This window comes from Jatrophihabitans sp. (genome assembly GCF_051960575.1).
In the GTDB taxonomy this organism is placed as follows: domain Bacteria; phylum Actinomycetota; class Actinomycetes; order Mycobacteriales; family Jatrophihabitantaceae; genus JBQCEE01.
This window is the reverse complement of record NZ_JBQCEE010000131.1, coordinates 1-19,378: the sequence shown is the minus strand read 5'-3', so window position 1 is coordinate 19,378 and position 19,378 is coordinate 1. Positions and strand designations below refer to the sequence as shown.

The following is a 19,378-nucleotide window of genomic DNA, read 5'->3' as shown; positions in this document are numbered from 1 at the left end:
GGCGTCCATCGCGTCATGTCGTGCCCAACGAGCGAGCGGCCGTGGGGTTACCGGCGGAACGTAGGATGGGCTCTCGGGCGCAGGGCGAGGAGGACCACGGGTGGACGAGGCAGCGGCACAGGGCGTCCCGGAGAAGTTCGCCCCACTCGGCCTCACCTACGACGACGTGCTCCTGCTGCCCGGCGAGACCGACGTCGTGCCGGCCGAGGTCGACACCCGCTCACGGCTGACGCGGGAGATCAGCATCGCCGTCCCGCTGCTCTCGGCCGCGATGGACACCGTCACCGAGTCGCGCATGGCGATCGCGATGGCCCGCGAGGGCGGCATCGGCGTGCTGCACCGCAACCTCTCGATCGACGACCAGGCCCGCCAGGTCGACCTCGTGAAGCGCACCCAGACCGGCCTCATCCCGAACCCGGTGACGATCGGCCCGGACGCCACCCTCGAGCAGCTCGACGCGGTGTGCGGCGAGTACCGCATCAGCGGCCTGCCCGTCGTCGACACCGACCAGCGCCTGCTCGGCATCATCACCAACCGCGACCTGCGCTTCGTGCCCGTCGCCGAGTGGGCGACCACGAAGGTCGACGAGGTGATGACGCCGATGCCGCTCATCACCGCACCGGTGGGCATCAGCCACGAGGACGCCACGACGATCCTGCGCCAGCACAAGCGCGAGCGGCTGCCGATCGTCGACGAGCAGGGCCGCCTGCGCGGGCTCATCACCGTCAAGGACTTCGTGAAGTCCGAGCAGTTCCCGAACGCCTCGACCGACGAGCACAAGCGGCTCATGGTCGGCGCGGCGATCGGCTACTTCGGCGACGCGTGGGAGCGCGCCACGACGCTCGTCGAGGCCGGCGTCGACGTCCTCGTCGCCGACACCGCGCACGGGCACGTGCAGCTGCTGCTCGACATGGTGCGCCGCCTCAAGACCGACCCCGCCACGAAGCACGTCCAGGTCATCGGCGGCAACGTCGCCACGCGCGCGGGCGCGCAGGCCTTCGTCGATGCCGGCGCCGATGCCGTGAAGGTCGGCGTGGGCCCGGGCTCGATCTGCACCACCCGGGTCGTCACCGGCGTCGGCGTCCCGCAGATCACCGCGATCTACGAGGCCGCGCGGGCGTGCAAGCCCGCCGGTGTGCCGGTGATCGCCGACGGCGGCCTGCAGTACAGCGGCGACATCGCGAAGGCGATCGTGGCCGGCGCCGACACGGTCATGGTCGGCTCGCTGCTCGCCGGCTGCGACGAGTCGCCCGGCGACCTGATCTTCGTCAACGGCAAGCAGTACAAGTCCTACCGGGGCATGGGCTCGCTCGGCGCGATGAGCTCGCGCGGCAAGAAGTCCTACTCGAAGGACCGCTACTTCCAGGCCGAGGTCGCCGCCGACGACAAGCTCATCCCCGAGGGCATCGAGGGACGCGTGGCCTACCGCGGCCCGCTGTCGGCGGTGGCCCACCAGCTCGTCGGCGGCCTGCGCCAGTCGATGTTCTACGTCGGCGCGCGCACGACGGCCGAGCTGGCCGAGCGCGGGCAGTTCATCCGCATCACCCAGGCCTCGCTCAAGGAGTCGCACCCGCACGACATCCAGATGACGGTCGAGGCGCCGAACTACGCGATCGGCGGCTGACCGACCCCGGGATGTGCACCGGCCCGACCCGTGGGTTACGGATCGGGCCGGCGGCGAATGGGATGGGCCGTGTCGCAGTCCTGTTACGGCTCGGCGGTGGCCCAGACCCTGGGGGAGTGTCTGGGGGATGATCCCCGTCGCCCGCTCATCATGCGGGCACCCGACATGCCGGCGGACGTGCGCGACGACCTGTTGCGGGCAGGTCGAACGACCCCGTCTAGAGCTGGTCGTTCAGCGTGGCGCCGAAGACGGCGGCCTGGGTGCGGCGCTGCATGCCGAGCTTGCTGAGCAGGCTCGAGACGTTGTTCTTCACCGTCTTCTCGGCGATGAACAGGCGCTCGCCGATCTGCCGGTTCGTGAGCCCCTCGGCGATGAGGACGAGGATCTTGCGCTCCTGCGCGTTCAGGGTGGCGAGCCGCTCGTCCTCGCGCTTGCCGTCGCGGATGCGCTGCAGCACGCGCGCGGTGACCGACGGGTCGAGCAGTGACTGCCCGGCGGCGACCTGGCGCACCGCCTCGATGAGGTTGCTGCTGCGGATCTGCTTCAGCACGTAGCCGGACGCACCAGCCAGCACCGCGTCGAAGATCGCGTCGTCGTCGTCGTAGGACGTGAGGATCAGGCAGCGCACCTCGGGGTGCTGCTCGCGGATCTGCCGGCAGACCTCGATCCCGCTGCCGTCGGGCAGGCGCCCGTCGAGGATCGCGACATCCGGCAGCACGGCCGGCATGCGGCGCAACGCCTCGTCGCACGTGCTCGCCTCGGCGACCACCTCGAGGTCGGCCTCGGAGTTCAAGAGGTCGGCCAGCCCGCGACGCACGATCTCGTGGTCGTCGAGCAGGAAGAGGCGGATGGGCGTGGTGGGCGCGCTCGTCACAGGTGGTGGCCTCCGGGTCGGGGCTGGTCGCATGCCGCTGTCGGCAAGTCATTGTGGCCCCGAACGCGCCGGAAGGCGAAGAGGTGCGCCGTTGCAGGTGGCGGCGCCGCACCGGGGATGGGGGACCCCGGGCGGCACCGCGGCACCTGTGTCGTCGCCGGACCACCCCCGCGGCGCCGGCGACCAGGCCCGGAACAAGGCCCGGCAGGGTCATGCGACCCTGGCGAGCACGATCCGGTGCGACGTCCCAAGAATCCTCCGTCCGTCGGTGCGTTCCACGGACGGAGGGACCGAGGCGGAAGGTCGAAAGTCCCGCGAATCGGGACGAAATGATCATCGGTCCGCCGGGCGTCGTTCGAGGGTCATCCGGAGCCCGTCCGGGAGCCGCCGCGAGGCGGCCGGGTGCGGGGCGCCGTCGTCCGCGGCCGGCCGATGCGGAAAGCTGGGCCCCGGGGACGCGAGCCGAGGGAGTCGCACATGCCGGACACGGTCGAGATCGGGCTGGGCCGCAGCGCCCGCCGCGGGTACCACCTCGACGACATCGCCCTGGTGCCGACACGGCGCACCCGTGGGTCGGCCGTCGTGTCGACGACCTGGCAGATCGACGCGCACACGTTCGACCTGCCGCTGCTCGCCGCGCCGTCCGACGCGGTCGTCGCGCCGTCGACGGTCGCCGAGGTGGAGCGGCTGGGCGGCCTCGCCGTGCTCGACGGCGAGGGCGTCTGGACGCGGTACGAGGACGCCGCCGACCGGCTGGCCGCCCTCGGCGCCGGGCCGCTCGACAACGCCGCCCTGCAGTCGCTCTACGCCGAGCCGGTGTCGCCGGACCTGCTGACCCGGCGCATCCGCGAGATGCGGGCCGGTGGCGGCCGCGTGGCCGTGCGCCTCTCACCCCAGCACACCGCCGAGCTGGCGCCGACGGTGCTGGCCGCGGGCGTCGACCTGCTCGTCATCCTCGGCACGGTCATCTCGGCCGAGCACGTGATGCAGGGCCACGAGCCCGGGCTCAACCTCAAGACCTTCATCGCCGACCTCGACATCCCGGTGATCGTCGGCGGCGTCTCGAACTACCAGACCGCGCTGCACCTCATGCGCACCGGCGCCGCCGGCGTGGTGATCGGCTACGGCGGCCATCTCGGCTCGACGACGCACCGCATGCTCGGCATCGACGTGCCGATGGCGACGGCCCTGATCGACGCCGCGGCAGCCCGCCGTGACTACCTGGACGAGACCGGCGGCCGGTACGTGCACCTCATCGCCTACGGCGACATCGGCACCGGCGGCGACGTCGCCAAGGCGATCGCCTGCGGCGCCGACGCGGTGATGCTGGGCGAGCCGCTCGCCGTCGCGGCCGGGTCGCCGGGCGGCGGGCGGTACTGGGACAGCACCGCCGGGCATCCCCGCGTCCCGCGATCGGCCGTCGTCGACTTCGCCACCGACGCCGAGGCGCCGTCGCTCGAGGAGCTCCTCGTGGGGCCGACGGCCGACCCGTCAGGCGAGCGGAACCTCTTCGGCGCGCTCCGGCGCGTCATGGGCAAGTGCGGATACTCGACGGTGAAGGAATTCCAGAAGGCCGAGCTCATCGTCTCCGGAGGACGCACATGACACCGCCGATCCGCTTCGGCTACAAGGCATCGAACGAGCAGTTCGCCCCGAAGGAGCTGCTGCGGTACGGGGTGCTGGCCGAGGAGTGCGGCTTCGACTCGGTGTTCGTCAGCGACCACCTGCAGCCGTGGCGGCACGACGGCGGCCACGCGCCGTTCGCGATGACCTGGCTGGCCGCCCTCGGCGCGCACACCGAGCGGATCACGATGGGCACGTCGGTGCTCACGCCGACGTTCCGCTACCACCCGGGCATCGTCGCGCAGGCGTTCGCGACGCTCGGCTGCCTCTACGAGGGACGCATCGTGCTCGGCATGGGCACGGGCGAGTCGCTGAACGAGTCGGCGCTCGGCATCGAGTGGCCCGAGGGCAAGGAGCGGTTCGCGCGGTTCCGCGAGGCCGTCCGCCTCATCAAGCGGCTCTGGACCGAGGACCGCGTCACCTTCGAGGGCGAGTACTACCGCACCGACAAGGCGACGATCTACGACAAGCCCGAGCACCCGGTGCCGCTCTACCTGGCGGCGTCCGGCCCGGCGGCCACCCGCTACGCCGGTCGCGCCGGCGACGGCTTCATCACGACGTCCGGCAAGGGCGAGGCGCTCTACACCGAGACGTTGCTGCCCGCCGTCCGCGAGGGTGCCGAGAAGGCCGAGCGGAACGTCGACGACCTCGACCTCATGATCGAGGTGAAGGTCAGCTTCGACCACGACCGCGAGGCCGCGATGGAGGCGACCCGGTTCTGGGGCGCGCTCGGGCTGTCGGCCGAGCAGAAGGCGGGCGTCGAGGACCCCGTCGAGATGCAGCGGCTCGCCGACGAGCTGTCGACCGAGCAGACGGCGAAGCGGTTCATCGTCTCGACCGACCCGGACGAGCACGTCGAGCAGATCGCCAAGTACCTCGACTACGGGTTCACCCACCTGGTGTTCCACGCGCCCGGGCCCGACCAGGAGAAGTTCCTGCGGCTCTACGGCGACGAGATCCTGCCGCGGTTGCGGAATCGGTGACCCGTCCACGACCAGGTGCTCCTCGCGTAGGGTCGATCTGCACCACCTGAACCGACCGGACGCGAGGAAGACGTGATCGACTCTGCAACGCGTCGCGCACTGCGGCGGGCTCGCGACGGCGTCGCGCTCGACGTCACCGAGGCCGAGATCCTGCTCTCGGCGCGGGGCGACGCGCTCGACGACCTGCTCACGTCCGCCGCGCGGGTGCGCGACCAGGGCCTCGCCGACGCGGGGCGGCCGGGCGTCGTCACCTACTCGCGAAAGGTGTTCATCCCGCTCACCCGGCTGTGCCGCGACCGGTGCCACTACTGCACGTTCGCGACCACGCCGAACCGGCTGCCCGCCGCGTTCCTGTCGCCGGACGAGGTGCTGGCCATCGCCCGCGAGGGCGCGGCGATGGGCTGCAAGGAGGCGCTGTTCACCCTCGGTGACCGGCCCGAGGACCGCTGGCCGGCGGCGCGCGAGTGGCTCGACGCGCACGGCTACGACTCGACGCTCGCCTACGTGCGGGCGATGGCGATCCGCGTGCTCGAAGAGACCGGGCTGCTGCCGCACCTGAACCCCGGGGTCATGAGCTGGCAGGAGCTGCAGCGGCTCAAGCCGGTGGCGCCGTCGATGGGCATGATGCTCGAGACGACCTCGCAGCGGCTGTTCGAGCAGGGCGGCCCGCACTTCGGCTCGCCCGACAAGGAACCCGTCGTGCGGCTGCGCGTGCTCGAGGACGCCGGCCGCTCGAACATCCCGTTCACCACCGGCATCCTCATCGGCATCGGCGAGACGCCGGCCGAGCGGGCCGACGCGCTGTTCGCGATCCGGCGGATCGCCCGACAGTACGACGGCATCCAGGAAGTGATCGTCCAGAACTTCCGCGCCAAGCCCGACACCGCGATGGCGCGCATGCCCGACGCCGAACTGGCCGAGCTCGCCGCGACGGTGGCCGTGGCGCGGTTGGTGCTCGGGCCGCGCATGCGCATCCAGGCGCCGCCGAATCTCATCGGTGACGAGTTCTCGCTCTTGTTGCGGGCGGGCATCGACGACTGGGGCGGGGTGTCGCCGCTGACGCCCGACCACGTGAACCCCGAGCGGCCGTGGCCGCAGATCGATCTGCTGGCCGAGGCGTCGGCGGCCGCGGGGTTCCGGCTCGTCGAGCGGCTCACCGTGTACCCGCCGTACGTGCAGGCGGGCGAGCCGTGGCTCGACCCGCGCGTGCTGCCGCACGTCGCGGCGCTGGCGGGCGAGGACGGGCTCGCGGACCCCGCAGCGGTGGTCGAGGTGCGGCCGTGGCAGGTGGCCGAGGACGCGTGGCAGTCGGCGGGCCGCGTCGACCTGCACACGTCCATCGACACGACCGGCCGCACGAGCGACCGGCGCGAGGACTGCGACTCGGTCTACGGCGACTGGGACGCCGTGCGGGCCGAGGCGCTGCGCACCGGTGCGCCGGTGCGGCTCGACGCCGACGTGCTCAGCGCGCTGCGCGCGGCCGAGCGCGACCCGGGTTCGCTGTCCGACACCGACGCGATGGCGCTGATGCTCGCCGACGGCGCCGAGCTGGACGCGGTGTGCGCGCTCGCCGACTCGCTCCGCGCGTCGGTCGTGGGCCCCGACGTCACCTACGTCGTCAACCGGAACATCAACTTCACCAACGTCTGCTACACCGGCTGCCGCTTCTGCGCCTTCGCGCAGCGGCGCACCGACGCCGACGCGTACACGCTCTCGCTGGCCGAGGTCGGGCAGCGGGCCGAGGAGGCGTGGGCGCTCGGCGCCACCGAGGTCTGCATGCAGGGCGGCATCCACCCCGACCTGCCCGGCACGGCCTACTTCGACATCGCGCGCGAGGTGAAGAGCCGCGTGCCGGGCATGCACGTGCACGCGTTCAGCCCGATGGAGGTCGTGAACGGCGCATCGCGTACGGGCCTGTCGATCCGCGAGTGGCTGAAGGCGGCGAAGGAGGCCGGGCTCGACTCGATCCCCGGCACGGCCGCCGAGATCCTCGACGACGACGTGCGCTGGCTGCTGACGAAGGGCAAGCTGCCCGCGTCCACCTGGATCGAGGTCATCACGACCGCGCACCAGGTGGGGCTGCGCTCGAGCTCGACGATGATGTACGGCCACGTCGACAACCCGTCGCACTGGCTCGGGCACTTCCGCACGCTCGCCCGCATCCAGGACGAGACGGGCGGGTTCACCGAGTTCGTCGGGCTGCCGTTCATCCACACCAACGCGCCGATCTACCTGGCCGGCGTGGCGCGTCCGGGGCCGACGCAGCGCGAGAACCGCGTCGTGCACGCGATGGCGCGCATCCTGCTGCACGGCCGGATCGACAACATCCAGTGCTCGTGGGTGAAGCTCGGCGTCGACGGCTGCCGCGAGGTGCTGCGCGGCGGCGTGAACGACCTCGGCGGCACGCTGATGGAGGAGACGATCTCGCGCATGGCCGGCTCGCAGCACGGCTCGGCCAAGACCGTCGCGCAGCTCGAGGAGATCGTCGGCGGCCTGCCCGGCCGCGTCGCCCGGCAGCGGATGACCGACTACTCGGTCGTCCCCGCCGAGCGCCTCGCCGCCGCGGCCCGCTTCACCGGCACGCTGCCCTCGCTCACCGCCTGACCGTCCGGCAACCGGGCTACAGCCAGTCCTTCGCCCGGAAGGTGATGTAGAGGACGAGGGCGATGACGATCATGATGGCGCAGGACGCGACGAAGCCCGACCAGTGGCCGAAGCCGGGGTAGGGCACGTTCTGGCCGAAGAAGCCGGTGACGGCGGTCGGCACGGCGATGATCGCCGCCCACGACGTCAGCTTCTTCATGATCGTGTTCATGCGCACGTCCGACAGCGACAGCGTCGTCTCGAAGACCGACGACACCATGTCGCGCAACGACTCGGTCCACTCGGACGCGCGCAGCACGTGGTCGTAGAGGTCCTCGTAGTACGGGGCCAGCTCGGGCACGGCGCCCTCGCCGTCGACCGTGCGGTGCATCAGCGTCGCGACGACCTCGCGCATCGGCAGCACCGCGCGGCGTGAGCGGGTGAGCGCCTTGCGCAGCTGGAAGGTCTGGCGCTGCACGCCGTTCGCGGTGCTCGGACGCTCCTCGAACAGCGCGTCCTCGAGGTCCTCGATCTGGTCGTCGAGCGAGCCGATGCAGTCGAAGTAGCCGTCGACCACGACGTCCATCAACCCGTAGGCCAGCGCCCGCGGCCCGTACTTCATCAGGTCGGCGTTGTCCTCCCATACGCGCACGACCGCGTCCATGTCGAAGGCGTCGTCGAGGCGCACCGTGATGAAGCCGCGCTTGATCGCGAACGCCGAGATGCGTGACGTCGCGAGCTCGGCGCCCTCGAGCCGCAGCGCGTACGTCGTGAGGAACGTGTGCGTGCGGTAGCGCATCGCCTTCGGCCGCTCGTGCTCGCTCACCGCGTCCTCGATCGCGTGGTCGTCGAGGGCGAGTTCGGTGCCGAGCACACCGAGGGTGTGGGCGTCCGGCCGCAGGATGTCGGCCCACACGACGCAGTCGGGCTCGTCGAGATGGTCGGACAGCTCCGTGATCGGGAAGTCCTCCTTCTCGAGCGTGCCGTTGCGCCACAGCCGGGTGCGCACCAGGCAGCCGAGGGGTTCGCTCATGTGGTCAGTGTGTCCGTTCGCACCGTTCGCGCATCAGGGCGCGCAGCACTTTCCCAGTACGTTCGGTGGATGAGCTGGACGGAGCGCGACCTGCCCGACCTGACCGCGCGGCGCGTCGTGGTGACGGGCGGCAACAGCGGCATCGGCCGCGGGACGGCCGCGGCGCTCGCCGAGCACGGCGCCGACGTGACGATCGCGTGCCGCTCGGTCGAGGCGGGCGAGCGGGTGGCGCGGTCGGTGCGCGGCGCCGTCACGGTGCGCCGGCTCGACCTTGCCTCGCTCGAGTCGGTGCGCGCCTTCGCCGCCGCGTGGGACGGCCCGCTCGACGTGCTGATCAACAACGCAGGCGTCATGGCGCCGACGAGGCGCGCGACCACCGCCGAGGGGCACGAACTGCAGTTCGGGACGAACCACCTGGGCCACTTCGTCCTCACCGGCTCGCTGCTGCCGAATCTGCTGGCGGCGGGCGGCGGCGGGCGAGTCGTGACCGTGGCGTCGATCGCGCACCACGGCGGCCGGGCCGACGTGCTCGACGCCGGCGCCGGGCCGGGCTACGACGCGCGGCACCTCTACGACAACTCGAAGCTGGCCAACATCCTGTTCGCCGACGAGCTGCAGCGGCAGGCGGCCGAGCGCGGGCTGCCGCTGGTGTCGGTCGCCGCGCACCCGGGTGTCTCGTCCACCGGGCTGTTCAAGGACCGCGAGGGCATGGGCGGCAGCCTCGTCGTGCGCACCCTCGCGCCGCTCGTCATGCCGATCGTGCTGCAGTCGGCGAAGGCGGGCGCCCGGCCGTCGCTGTTCGCCGCCACCGTCGCCGAGCCGGGCTCGTACACCGGCCCGCAGCGCTTCGGCGAGTCGCGCGGGCCGATCGGTCCGGCCCGGCGGTCGTCGTTCGCCGCCGATGTCGGGTTGGCATGCAAGCTGTGGGACGTCAGCGAACAGCTGAGCGGGTTCCGGTTCCCGTGGCCGTAGGGGCGCCCGGGGCTTCGTAGACTGCCCCCATGCCCGCCGATCTCGTCCTCGTCGTCGACTACGGGGCGCAGTACGCGCAGTTGATCGCCCGCCGCGTGCGCGAGGCGCACGTTTACAGCGAGATCGTGCCGCACACGATGCCGGTCGCCGAGATCATGGCCAAGCGGCCGAAGGCGATCATCCTGTCCGGCGGCCCGTCGAGCGTGTTCGAGCCGGGCGCCCCGCAGACCGACCCGGCGATGTTCACCTCGGGCGTGCCGGTCTTCGGCATCTGCTACGGCTTCCAGGCGATGACCCAGGCGCTCGGCGGCGAGGTCGCCATCACCGGCGGCTCGGAGTTCGGCCGCACCGTGCTCGACGTCGTCGCCCCCGGCACGCTGCTGCGGGGGCTGCCGTCGTCTCAACAGGTGTGGATGAGCCACGGCAACGAGGTGACGCGTCCGCCCGAGGGGTTCACGGTGCTGGCCCGCTCGGCGGGTGCGCCCGTCGCCGCCTTCGAGGACGTCGCGCGAGGCCTCGCCGGCGTGCAGTTCCATCCCGAGGTGCTGCACACCGCGAACGGGCAGGAGGTGCTGAAGCACTTCCTCCACGACATCGCCGGCGCCCGCCCGAGCTGGACGGAAGCGAACATCATCGACGAGCAGGTGTCGCGCATCCGCGCGCAGGTCGGCGACAAGCGCCTGATCTGCGGGCTCTCGGGCGGTGTCGACTCGGCCGTCGCCGCCGCCCTCGTGCAGCGCGCCGTCGGCGACCAGCTCACCTGCGTCTTCGTCGACCACGGCCTGCTGCGCGCCGGCGAGGCCGAGCAGGTCGAGCGCGACTTCGTCGCCGCCACCGGCGTGAAGCTCGAGGTGGTCGAGGCGTCCGAGCAGTTCCTCGACGCCCTCGCCGGGGTCACCGACCCGGAGGAGAAGCGCAAGACGATCGGACGCGAGTTCATCCGCGCCTTCGAGCAGGCGGCGCGGGGCATCGCGGCCGACGGGTCGGTCGAGTTCCTCGTGCAGGGCACGCTCTACCCCGACGTCGTCGAGAGCGGCGGCGGCACGGGCGCGGCCAACATCAAGAGCCACCACAACGTCGGCGGCCTGCCCGACGACCTGCAGTTCGGCCTCGTCGAGCCGCTGCGCACGCTGTTCAAGGACGAGGTGCGCCGCGTCGGCGAGCAGCTCGGCCTGCCCGCCGAGATCGTGTGGCGCCAGCCGTTCCCCGGCCCCGGCCTCGGCATCCGCATCATCGGCGAGGTGACCGCTGAGCGGCTCGAGATCCTCCGCCGCGCCGACGCGATCGCCCGCGCCGAGCTGTCCGCCGCCGGCCTCGACCGCGACATCTGGCAGTGCCCGGTCGTGCTGCTCGCCGACGTGCGGTCGGTGGGCGTGCAGGGCGACGGCCGCACCTACGGCCACCCGGTTGTGCTGCGTCCGGTGTCCTCGGAGGATGCGATGACCGCCGACTGGACGCGCCTGCCGTACGACGTCCTCGAGCGCATCTCGACCCGCATCACCAACGAGGTGCGCGAGGTCAACCGCGTCGTCCTGGACGTGACCTCGAAGCCCCCGGGCACCATCGAGTGGGAGTAGGCCCGCGTCGTCGCACCGTCGACCGCCCGAGATGGTCGTCCTGACGCGCCGCTGGTGACCATGTCGGCGGGTCGAGCGTTCGGGTCGCGCGGCCGGGACGGGACGTGACGGTCGGCCCTGCCACGACGCGGCGTGCAGGCCGCAGGCTGGTCGCATGCTGTTGGTGCCCCGTCGCGACGCCCGCCGGTCGCTGCTCGCGCACGCCGCCGTCGTGGGCGGCGTCTGGGTGATCGGCCTCCCGATCGCCCTGCGGGTCGGGTCGCCGATGCTCTGGGCGGCGCTGGCGGCAGCCGGTACCGGGCTCGGCCTGCTGCTGCACCTTGGGGCGTTCCGGCACAGCGCCGACGCTCCTGCCCATGAGCAGCACCGCGTGCCCACGCGCCGGCGGCCGGCCCGTCGTCGGCGCGGTGGCGAGCCGGGCATCGTCGTGCACCTGGACGACTGGTCGTCCGTCCGCCGCGGGCCCGACCGCGTCGTCGGTGGCCAGGGCTAGCGGTACCGACCGAGCGTGTCAGGCGCGTCGCCGCCCGGAGGTCGGGAAGACTCGACGCCGTGCCGAGGCCGACCCCGATGACCGCTGCCGCCGACGTCGTCACCATCTGGACCGATGGCTCGTGCAAGAAGAACCCCGACGGACCCGGCGGGTGGGGTGCCGTGCTGACGGCGGGCGAGCACCGCAAGGAACTGCACGGCAGCGATCCGTCCACCACCAATCAGCGCATGGAACTGACCGCCGCGATCGAGGCGCTGCGTGCGCTGAAGCGGCCGTCGATCGTGCGGCTGCACACCGACAGCCTGTACGTGCTCAAGGGCATCACCGAGTGGATGCCGCGGTGGAAGGCCAACGGCTGGGTCAACTCGCAGCGCAAGCCGGTGAGCAACGCCGACCTGTGGCGCGCGTTGGACGAGGCCCGCGCGGCGCACGACGTCGAGTGGCTCTGGGTGAAGGGCCACTCGGGCGACGAGGGCAACGAGCGCGCCGACCGGCTGGCCGATCTCGGGGCGCGCGAGGCGGCGGACGCGCTCAGCGCCGCCCGCGGCTGACGGCCTGCTTCTGCGCGTACATGCGGCGGTCGGCCTCGGCCAGCACGTGCGTAGCGGTGCTGCCGGCTGCTGCGGCGGCGACGCCGACCGAGAGACGCACCTCCCGGCGTCCGCCCGGCAGGTCGACGTCGACGCGGTCGCAGGCGGCGATGCGCGAGGCCCACGCGACGCCGGCGGTGCCGGGCATGACTGCGACAAGCACGAACTCGTCGCCGCCGTAGCGAGCGACCAGGTCGTCGGGCCGCATCTGGTCGCGCAGGTGCGCGCCGATCGCGGCGAGCACGCGGTCGCCGGTCTCGTGGCCGAGGGTGTCGTTGATCGGCTTGAAGTCGTCGACGTCGACGAAGGCGACCATGACGGTGTCGTCGGGTCCGGCCTGGCCGAGGGCAGCGGTGAGCCGGGGCTCGATGACGCGGCGGGTGGCGCAGCCGGTCAGCGGGTCGGTCACCGCGTCCGACTCGGCGCGCGCCAGCGCCGCACTGCGCTCGATCTCGGCGGCGATCAGCCGGCTGAACAGCCGCATGGCAGCGACGTGCTCGTCGGTCGGGTCACCGGTCTGCGAGTCGGCCGCGCAGAGCGTGCCCCAGATTTGGCCGTCGGACAGCTCGACCGGCACCGAGACGTAGGTCCGGATGCCGAGCTCGCGGGCCGCCGCGGAGTCGCCCCAGACCGCCGGCACGTCCGGCGTCACCGCGCGCCCCTCGTCCAGGGAGCGTTTGCACAGGGTGTCGCCCCAGGGCACGTGGATGCCCTCGGACACCGTGAAGCCCGGACGCGTGTTGTGCGCGAGCAGCACCTGCAGATCGTCGGCCGCCTCGTCGATGTGGGTGAGGTAGGTCGAACCCAGCTGGGTCAGTTCCTGCAGGGCGGCGAGCAGCGGGCGGGTGAGCGACTCGAGGTTCGGGCCGCCGAGCGCCGCGATCGTGTCGTCCAGCGCGGGCAGGTGCGGGGCGATCAGCGCGGCGACGTCGCGCAGCAGGGCGCGGTCGCGCGCCGTGAGGTCCTCGCCCGCCCGCCCGGCCACGATCAGCAGACGGTCGGCGGTGACCGCCTGCCGCACTGACGGCGCACCCGACCCGGCGACGTCGCCGACCGACAGCATCGGCTCGGCCGTCGCGCCGTCGATCAGCAGCACGCGGTCGGCCGAGAGCTGGTCACGCAGCAGGTGCAGCAGGCCGCGCACCACCGACCGCGAGGAGCGGTCGGTGGTGCGGGCGGGGGAGTCCGGCGGTGCGATGACGACCGGTGGGTCGGAAAGCGCGGTCATGGGGTCCTTCGGGTTCGGGACTCAGTGCCCGTCCCATCGGCTGTCGTTCGGCCGACCTGAGGCCGTCGCTCCGGTCGCACGATCAGGGGTAGCCGACCACCGTCACCGGGACGTCCGCGTCGGCGGCCGTCGACGACCCGCCGGTGTCGGTGACGACGTGGTCGATGCCGCCGCTGCCGTTGGTCGCGTCCAGGAAGATCGTCAGCAGGTCGTGCAACTGCACCCCCGGCGTGGTCGGCACCTCGAAGGCGTGCGAAGCGTGGATGTCGACGTGCTGGTTGAAGAACGAGTACGAGCCCATGCCCCAGCCGGTGAAGGTGCGCACGGTCGGTGCGACCTTCAGCGCCGCGTACCCGAGCGTGCCGGGGGCCGAGTTCCAGCTCGCCTGGTCGGGCACGTCGTAGGGCATCTCGTTCTGGAAGAACACGACCTCGCCGCGCTCGCCGTTCCAGACCACCTCGTGGCGCTGGTAGTGCTCGACGAACAGGCCGGTGGCGGTGACGTCGTCGCCGTTGACCACCAGGCCGGTGGCCCCGGTGTTCTGCGTCCAGCCGACGCCGGTGCCGTGGTCGGCGCGCCACGCCCAGATGTCGTCGAGCACGACGTGGTCGCTGTTCACCTCGAGGCTGACCTCGGCCTTCCCGGCGTGCGGCCCGCCGACGCGGAAGAACACGTCCTGCAGCGCCGTCGGGTCGGACGCGTCGCTGTGCACGCTCGCCGCGTTGCCGTGTGCGGTGCCGATGCGCACGAGCGTCGGGGACGAGACCGGCCCGGCGTCGACGACGATCCCGGCGAGGTCGACGCCCGGCACGTTGGCGACGGTGATCGGCACCGCGCCGTGCTGGGCGGTGAGGGTGGCGAAGCCGAGGCCGAGCACGACCGTGTCGGCGCGCTTGACCTCGATCGACCGGTCGACGTCGTAGACGCCGGGCGTGAGCAGCAGGTTCTTGCCCCGGGCCAGCGCGTTATCGATGGCCTGGATCGGGTCGCCCGGGTGTGCGACGAAGAAGTCGCTCAGCGGGATGGTGCGGGCGGTGCCGAGGTTCGGCCCGGTCGAGTCGGTGCGTGCCGGCGGCACCGACACCTGCCAGCGGCCCTGCGGGTCGACCGACAGGAACGGCTTGCCACGCTCAACAGGTGTGGTGGCCAGCGTCGTGTACTGGTTCCCGCTGGGGAAGGAGGTCGCCGGCGCGCCGGGGCTGCCGGCGAACACCTGGTTCCACACACCGTTCGTCCACGTGGTCAGGTTGGTGTTGCGGGTGAAGAACTGCTGCTGCGAGCCGTTGATGAGGGTGTTGTCGAAGGTCGAGTCGGCGATGAAGCCGCCGCTGGCGAACGACGGTCCGGTGCAGTAGTCCATCAGCGTCGTCGGCGACCCGTCGGCGGCGTGGACGTGCACGCGGCGCATCGGTGCGGCCTGCGACACGGCCCAGAACTCGCCGGAGTAGCAGCCGAAGCCGGGGGTGCTGACGTCGATCGTCAGGTTCGACAGGCTGCGCCAGAAGTTGTTGAGCGCGATGCATCCGCTCGCGTCGCACTGGTTGCGTACGTAGACCGAGCCGTTGATGGTGACGTCACCGGGCGAGGTGCCCAGGCCGGCGACCTCGGTGTAGTAGCCGACCTGGAAGTTCAACGGCTGGTCAGCCGTGCCGTATGTTCCCGGCTCGAACAAGAGGGCGTAGCGCTGCGTGCCGAACTGGTTGCCCACCTGCTGCGCGGCGACGGCGTCGACCTGTGCCTGAATGTCGGCCGTGGACATCGAGGGGTCGAAGACGAGCACGTTCGGCCCGAACGGCGACGCGGGCGGTGCGGCGGACGCACTCGCCGCGCCCGTCACGAGGGCGGCGAACGCGGCGAGCAGCAGGACGGCGGCGGCGAGCGCGCGGCCGAGCCGCGCGGTGGAATCGGGCATACCAGCACCCTGCTCGAAGCGCCCGCGGACGACAAGCGTTTGTTCGGGCCAGACCTGTGCGGTCAGTGCGCCGGTGCGGCCTGCCACGGCTGGACGAACGCGTTGCCCTCGCGTCCCTCGAGGGCCATCAGCAACGATGCGGCGTCGGCGCCGTCGAGCTGCTCGCGGATGATGTCGGCGTGCCCGGCATGCCGCGCGAACTCCTCGATGTGGTGCACCAGCGAGAAGCGCTCGACCGACGGCGTCGGCTCGTACCGCCCGTCCCAGGGTGCCGGCGCCTCGATCATCGGCGCGCCCGGGTCGACCGCGCGGACCACCTCGAGGTACGCCGTGACGGCGCGGTCGAAGGCGGCGAGGGCGTCGGCGAACGACTCGGCCGGGGTGAGCGCGAAGCTGCCCATGAAGCGAGCGACGTCGTCGTCGCCGATCGCTGCGTCGGGGTCGCGGTGCGGCTGGACGCGTCCCTCGAGCACGTAGGTCGCATGCTTGATCAGCCCGCCGATCGACAGCGCGCTGCGGCACGGTGTCTGCCGCGCCTGCTCGTCGGTCAGGCCGTACGCGGCGGCGCGAAGGGCGTCGAGCTGCTGGGCGAGGTACCCGACGAGGACGTCGCTCTCGGTGTGCTGTCCGGGCTGGAACATGGCCTTCTCCTTCGGTCCGTCCGACGATGACGGTCGTCAGTGAAGCGCGGCATCAGGAACGGTGCCTTCCGCTTGTCCGGCCGATCCGCGTGGGTCTTGCGTCGTCAGGGATTGCCTGACATCCTGTCAGGAATCACCTGACGAACGGAGCCGACATGATCGCCACCGCGCTGCAATGCTCGTTCTGCGGCAAGCCCGAGGCCGAGGTCGACAAGCTCATCGCCGGCCCGGGGGTCTACATCTGCAACACCTGTATCGACCTCTGCAACGACATCCTGGCCACCGATGCCGCCGGGCGGCCCCCGGCACCCATCGTCGACTGGCAGACCATGTCGGACGACGAGATCCTCGCACTGCTGCCGAAGATCGCGTCGGCGGCGACGCAGGTCGAGGACAGCCTCACCGAGTGGGTGCGCCGGTTGCGCACCCGCGGCGTCAGCTGGGCCCGCATCGGGGCCGCCCTCGGCATGGCGCGCCAGTCGGCGTGGGAGCGCTTCTCCGGCGAGGACTGACCGCTCCGAACCCTGATGATCTCGGGAAAACCCGTGCTCCGGCCGGGGTTTCCCCGAGATCATCGCCGAGGGTGGGGGTGTGGGTGCGAACGGGTCGGGCCGTCAGACGTGGTCGACGACGATCTCGCCGGTCGCGAGCTGCACGTCGATCGTGATCGGCGCACCGGTCGCGCCGGTCGGGGCGGCGACGACATGGTCGATGTGCGAGCCGTCGTCGACCTTGTGGCCGTCGACCTTGAGCAGGCCGAAGTGCAGGTGGGTGTCCACCCGAAGGTCGAGCGACTTCGGCGCGACGATGCGCACCTGCCCGGACGCCTCGGTGATGTGCACCGTCGTCGGCGTGGTCGGGGCGGTCAACGACGTGAGGTCGAGCGTGCCGCGTCCGAAGGCGAGGCGGTAGCTCGGGGCGAGGCTCGTGCTCGGCGTCCAGGCGCGGTCGCCGAAGCCGTCGTGCAGGCTCGCGCCGCTGCCGGTGTAGGCGATGCTGCCGGCGACCGCGGGGATCAGGAGCGGCAGCAGGCTCCAGGGCGTGCGGCGCAGCAGCAATCCCACGAGCAGGCCGGCGCCGACGATGCCGAGCGTCACGAAGAAGTAGGTCGGCAGCACGATGCCCTTGGCGGCGTCGATCAGGCCGAGCACCACGAGGGTCGTCAGCAGCGCGCCGACGGTGGCGAGTCGCACCGGCTGGGCGCGGCGGCGCCGTTCCTGGTGGGCGCGGCGCGAGTCGGCGATCCACTCGCGGGTATCGGCCATCCAGGTCGGGCCTGGCGGCGTTCCCGGGCCGGTGTCCGGCGCCTCATCGAAGGATGAGACCGGCGGCAGTGGCGCGGTGCCCGTGGCCGCGAACGACGCGGACGACGCGGACGACGCCGTCGGCGGCATCGGCGCCGTCGGCTTCGTCAGGTCGACGGCCGGCGGGGTGGGGGCCGTCTCGCGTCTGGTCAGCACGCCCACCAGCACGAGCACGACGATCATGACTGGGAAGAACGGTCCGGGCGCCCACCAGCTGAAGGCGACGGCCCACAGCAGCAGCACCGCGAGGACGGCGACGAGCCGGGCGCGTCCGCGGCGGGCGCGCAGCGAGCGCACCCAGCCGTCGAGCGGTGCGTGCGCGGTGCCGGCCTCCGGGATGGCCGCCCAGGCGATCAGGTACGCGAGGATGCCGGCGCCGCCGAAGAAGGCCGAGGTCGCGAACAGCACGCGGAACAGCACCGGGTCGACGCCGAAGTACTCGCCGAGGCCGCCGGCGACGCCGGCCCCGACGCGGTCGGTGCGGCTGCGGCGCAGCACGCGCTGCGGTGCGCTCACACCGCCGAGGATGTCAGTCGTGGTCATGGCAACGAGCCTGGCGCGCGGGCGGCGTCGGCACATCAGGGCCGCGCCCTGATCCTCGACCCGACCTGCACCCTGAGACCCGATCTCGGGGCTGCGCCTGATGCATCGGGGCTCGCGGGGCCGCCATCATGGGCGGATGACCGCCGTCGCCACGCGCCGCCTGTACCGGCGCGCCGACCGCGGGTTGCTCGGCGGCGTCGCGTCGGGGATCGCCGAGCACATCGGCGTCCCGACGAAGTTCATCCGGTTCGCGTTCATCGGACTGATGGCTGCGGGCGGGCTCGGTGTCGCGCTCTACGGCGCGTACTGGATCGTGCTGCCGCAGGCGCCGGACGCGGGACCCCCGCGGCTGCCGGCCTGGCTCGAGTACGTGCTCGGCATCGGCGCGGCGGCCGCCGCGGTGCTCATCGTCGCGCTGACGTTGCCGCTCGGCGGCTTCTTCCTGCCGACGACGCTCGCCTGTCTCGGCGGCGCGCTGATCTGGCGGCAGGCCACCGACGGCGACCGCGACCGCTGGCGCGACGCGCTGGCCGCCGACAACGACGATCGGGTCGGACGCATCCGGCTGGTGCTCGGCGGGCTGCTGGTACTCGCCGGTGCCGTCGTCGTGCTCGCCCGCGAGGACTTCACCGCGGTGCGCGACGGCCTGCTCGCCATGATCGTCACCGTCGTCGGGCTCGCGCTGGTGAGCGGGCCGTGGTGGATCCGCCTGATGACCCAGCTCAGCGCCGAGCGGGCCGAACGCATCCGCACGCAGGAGCGCGCGGACATCGCCGCCCACCTGCACGACTCGGTGCTGCAGACGCTCGCGCTCATCCAGCGCAACGCCGGCTCGCCGCGCGAGGTCGCCCGGCTCGCGCGCGGGCAGGAGCGCGAACTGCGCACGCTGCTCTACGGGTCGCGGACGGCGACCGGCATGGTCGGCGCCGAGCTGCGGCAGGCCGCGGCCGAGGTCGAGGACGCCTACGCGATCACGGTCGAGGTCGTCGTCGTCGGCGACGCGGTGCTGGACGAGCACCTGCTGGCCGTCGCCGCCGCGGCGCGCGAGGCGATGGTGAACGCGGCCAAGCACGCCGGCGTCGCGAGCGTGTCGCTCTACGCCGAGGTCGAGGACGGCGAGGTGGTCGTGTACGTGAAGGACCGCGGCGTCGGGTTCGACCCGGCGGCGGTGGCCGACGACCGGCAGGGCCTGCGCGGCTCGATCATCGCGCGCATCGAACGGCACGGCGGCACCGTCGACGTCCGGTCGCAGCCGGGTGGCGGCACCGAGATCGCGCTGCACATGCCGATCGGCGGGGGGGGGCGAGCACCCCCCGAGGAACCGGGGAGTGGATGAAAAACCAGGAGGTGGTGGTTGAAGAACAATCCATTTTAATGGTCGGCGTGCGCGCCGACCTT

16 protein-coding genes are annotated in these 19,378 nt (G+C 72.2%); 10 read left to right on the top strand and 6 right to left on the bottom strand.

Annotation, left to right across the window (positions count from 1 at the left end; genetic code table 11):
• The first annotated feature begins 100 nt into the window (after positions 1-100).
• On the top strand, positions 101-1,624 hold the full coding sequence (gene guaB / locus ACTHMS_RS07135; RefSeq protein ID WP_440305976.1) for an IMP dehydrogenase: 1,524 nt from the start codon (positions 101-103) through the stop codon (positions 1,622-1,624).
• 217 nt (positions 1,625-1,841) lie between these two features.
• Here the strand turns inward: guaB and ACTHMS_RS07130 are convergent, their stop codons facing one another.
• Positions 1,842-2,531, bottom strand: coding sequence for a response regulator (locus ACTHMS_RS07130; RefSeq protein WP_440305975.1), 690 nt, complete (start codon positions 2,529-2,531; stop codon positions 1,842-1,844).
• A gap of 444 nt (positions 2,532-2,975) precedes the next feature.
• Here ACTHMS_RS07130 and ACTHMS_RS07125 point away from each other — a divergent pair, with 444 nt between their 5' ends.
• The 3 genes from ACTHMS_RS07125 to ACTHMS_RS07115 all read left to right on the top strand — a co-directional run bounded on the left by ACTHMS_RS07125 (position 2,976) and on the right by ACTHMS_RS07115 (position 7,708).
• Complete coding sequence (locus ACTHMS_RS07125; RefSeq protein ID WP_440305974.1) at positions 2,976-4,103, top strand: GuaB3 family IMP dehydrogenase-related protein; 1,128 nt, start codon at positions 2,976-2,978, stop codon at positions 4,101-4,103.
• A complete protein-coding gene (fgd, locus tag ACTHMS_RS07120; RefSeq protein WP_440305973.1) occupies positions 4,100-5,104 on the top strand; it encodes a glucose-6-phosphate dehydrogenase (coenzyme-F420) in 1,005 nt (334 codons plus the stop codon). Before ACTHMS_RS07125 ends, fgd begins: the two co-directional genes overlap by 4 nt.
• A 72-nt stretch (positions 5,105-5,176) precedes the next feature.
• The gene (locus tag ACTHMS_RS07115) at positions 5,177-7,708 is read left to right on the top strand and encodes a bifunctional FO biosynthesis protein CofGH (RefSeq protein WP_440305972.1); all 2,532 of its coding nucleotides are present in this window, start codon (positions 5,177-5,179) and stop codon (positions 7,706-7,708) included.
• A gap of 16 nt (positions 7,709-7,724) precedes the next feature.
• Here ACTHMS_RS07115 and ACTHMS_RS07110 read toward each other — a convergent pair whose 3' ends face one another.
• Positions 7,725-8,720, bottom strand: a complete 996-nt coding sequence (locus ACTHMS_RS07110; RefSeq protein WP_440305971.1) for a magnesium transporter CorA family protein — start codon at positions 8,718-8,720, stop codon at positions 7,725-7,727.
• Between the two features lie 69 nt (positions 8,721-8,789).
• Here ACTHMS_RS07110 and ACTHMS_RS07105 point away from each other — a divergent pair, with 69 nt between their 5' ends.
• The 4 genes from ACTHMS_RS07105 (at position 8,790) to rnhA (ending at position 12,313) form a co-directional block, all read left to right on the top strand.
• Entirely contained in the window at positions 8,790-9,692 is a 903-nt protein-coding gene (locus ACTHMS_RS07105) for an SDR family NAD(P)-dependent oxidoreductase (protein WP_440305970.1), read from the top strand.
• Between the two features lie 29 nt (positions 9,693-9,721).
• Positions 9,722-11,269, top strand: a complete 1,548-nt coding sequence (gene guaA / locus ACTHMS_RS07100) for a glutamine-hydrolyzing GMP synthase (RefSeq protein WP_440305969.1) — start codon at positions 9,722-9,724, stop codon at positions 11,267-11,269.
• Between the two features lie 154 nt (positions 11,270-11,423).
• Positions 11,424-11,762, top strand: coding sequence for a hypothetical protein (locus ACTHMS_RS07095; protein WP_440305968.1), 339 nt, complete (start codon positions 11,424-11,426; stop codon positions 11,760-11,762).
• A 77-nt stretch (positions 11,763-11,839) separates the two neighbouring features.
• The gene (rnhA, locus tag ACTHMS_RS07090) at positions 11,840-12,313 is read left to right on the top strand and encodes a ribonuclease HI (protein ID WP_440305967.1); all 474 of its coding nucleotides are present in this window, start codon (positions 11,840-11,842) and stop codon (positions 12,311-12,313) included.
• Here the strand turns inward: rnhA and ACTHMS_RS07085 are convergent.
• From ACTHMS_RS07085 to ACTHMS_RS07075, 3 genes are all read right to left on the bottom strand, one after another.
• Positions 12,294-13,580 (bottom strand): diguanylate cyclase domain-containing protein, encoded by a 1,287-nt coding sequence (locus ACTHMS_RS07085; protein WP_440305966.1) that lies wholly within the window; start codon positions 13,578-13,580, stop codon positions 12,294-12,296. The genes rnhA and ACTHMS_RS07085 overlap by 20 nt on opposite strands.
• An 82-nt stretch (positions 13,581-13,662) precedes the next feature.
• Entirely contained in the window at positions 13,663-15,492 is a 1,830-nt protein-coding gene (locus tag ACTHMS_RS07080) for a glycosyl hydrolase family 28-related protein (protein WP_440305965.1), read from the bottom strand.
• A gap of 62 nt (positions 15,493-15,554) precedes the next feature.
• Entirely contained in the window at positions 15,555-16,133 is a 579-nt protein-coding gene (locus ACTHMS_RS07075; RefSeq protein WP_440305964.1) for a DinB family protein, read from the bottom strand.
• 155 nt (positions 16,134-16,288) lie between these two features.
• Here ACTHMS_RS07075 and ACTHMS_RS07070 point away from each other — a divergent pair, with 155 nt between their 5' ends.
• Positions 16,289-16,645, top strand: coding sequence for a ClpX C4-type zinc finger protein (locus ACTHMS_RS07070; RefSeq protein ID WP_440305963.1), 357 nt, complete (start codon positions 16,289-16,291; stop codon positions 16,643-16,645).
• 102 nt (positions 16,646-16,747) lie between these two features.
• On the opposite strand, the gene ACTHMS_RS07065 is transcribed toward ACTHMS_RS07070, so the two are convergent.
• Complete coding sequence (locus ACTHMS_RS07065; protein WP_440305962.1) at positions 16,748-17,980, bottom strand: PspC domain-containing protein; 1,233 nt, start codon at positions 17,978-17,980, stop codon at positions 16,748-16,750.
• A 136-nt stretch (positions 17,981-18,116) separates the two neighbouring features.
• Between ACTHMS_RS07065 and ACTHMS_RS07060 the strand changes: the two genes are divergently transcribed.
• Positions 18,117-19,316, top strand: a complete 1,200-nt coding sequence (locus tag ACTHMS_RS07060; RefSeq protein ID WP_440305961.1) for an ATP-binding protein — start codon at positions 18,117-18,119, stop codon at positions 19,314-19,316.
• Positions 19,317-19,378 lie beyond the last annotated feature (62 nt).

Coding starts and splice junctions, on each gene's coding strand:
- ACTHMS_RS07130 (WP_440305975.1), bottom strand. CDS start 2,531: ATGCGACCAGCCCCGACCCGGAGGCCACCACCTGTGACGAGCGCGCCC.
- ACTHMS_RS07110 (WP_440305971.1), bottom strand. CDS start 8,720: ATGAGCGAACCCCTCGGCTGCCTGGTGCGCACCCGGCTGTGGCGCAAC.
- ACTHMS_RS07065 (WP_440305962.1), bottom strand. CDS start 17,980: ATGACCACGACTGACATCCTCGGCGGTGTGAGCGCACCGCAGCGCGTG.
- ACTHMS_RS07075 (WP_440305964.1), bottom strand. CDS start 16,133: ATGTTCCAGCCCGGACAGCACACCGAGAGCGACGTCCTCGTCGGGTAC.
- ACTHMS_RS07125 (WP_440305974.1), top strand. CDS start 2,976: ATGCCGGACACGGTCGAGATCGGGCTGGGCCGCAGCGCCCGCCGCGGG.
- guaA (WP_440305969.1), top strand. CDS start 9,722: ATGCCCGCCGATCTCGTCCTCGTCGTCGACTACGGGGCGCAGTACGCG.
- ACTHMS_RS07080 (WP_440305965.1), bottom strand. CDS start 15,492: ATGCCCGATTCCACCGCGCGGCTCGGCCGCGCGCTCGCCGCCGCCGTC.
- fgd (WP_440305973.1), top strand. CDS start 4,100: ATGACACCGCCGATCCGCTTCGGCTACAAGGCATCGAACGAGCAGTTC.
- ACTHMS_RS07060 (WP_440305961.1), top strand. CDS start 18,117: ATGACCGCCGTCGCCACGCGCCGCCTGTACCGGCGCGCCGACCGCGGG.
- ACTHMS_RS07085 (WP_440305966.1), bottom strand. CDS start 13,580: ATGACCGCGCTTTCCGACCCACCGGTCGTCATCGCACCGCCGGACTCC.
- ACTHMS_RS07105 (WP_440305970.1), top strand. CDS start 8,790: ATGAGCTGGACGGAGCGCGACCTGCCCGACCTGACCGCGCGGCGCGTC.
- ACTHMS_RS07095 (WP_440305968.1), top strand. CDS start 11,424: ATGCTGTTGGTGCCCCGTCGCGACGCCCGCCGGTCGCTGCTCGCGCAC.
- rnhA (WP_440305967.1), top strand. CDS start 11,840: ATGACCGCTGCCGCCGACGTCGTCACCATCTGGACCGATGGCTCGTGC.
- ACTHMS_RS07070 (WP_440305963.1), top strand. CDS start 16,289: ATGATCGCCACCGCGCTGCAATGCTCGTTCTGCGGCAAGCCCGAGGCC.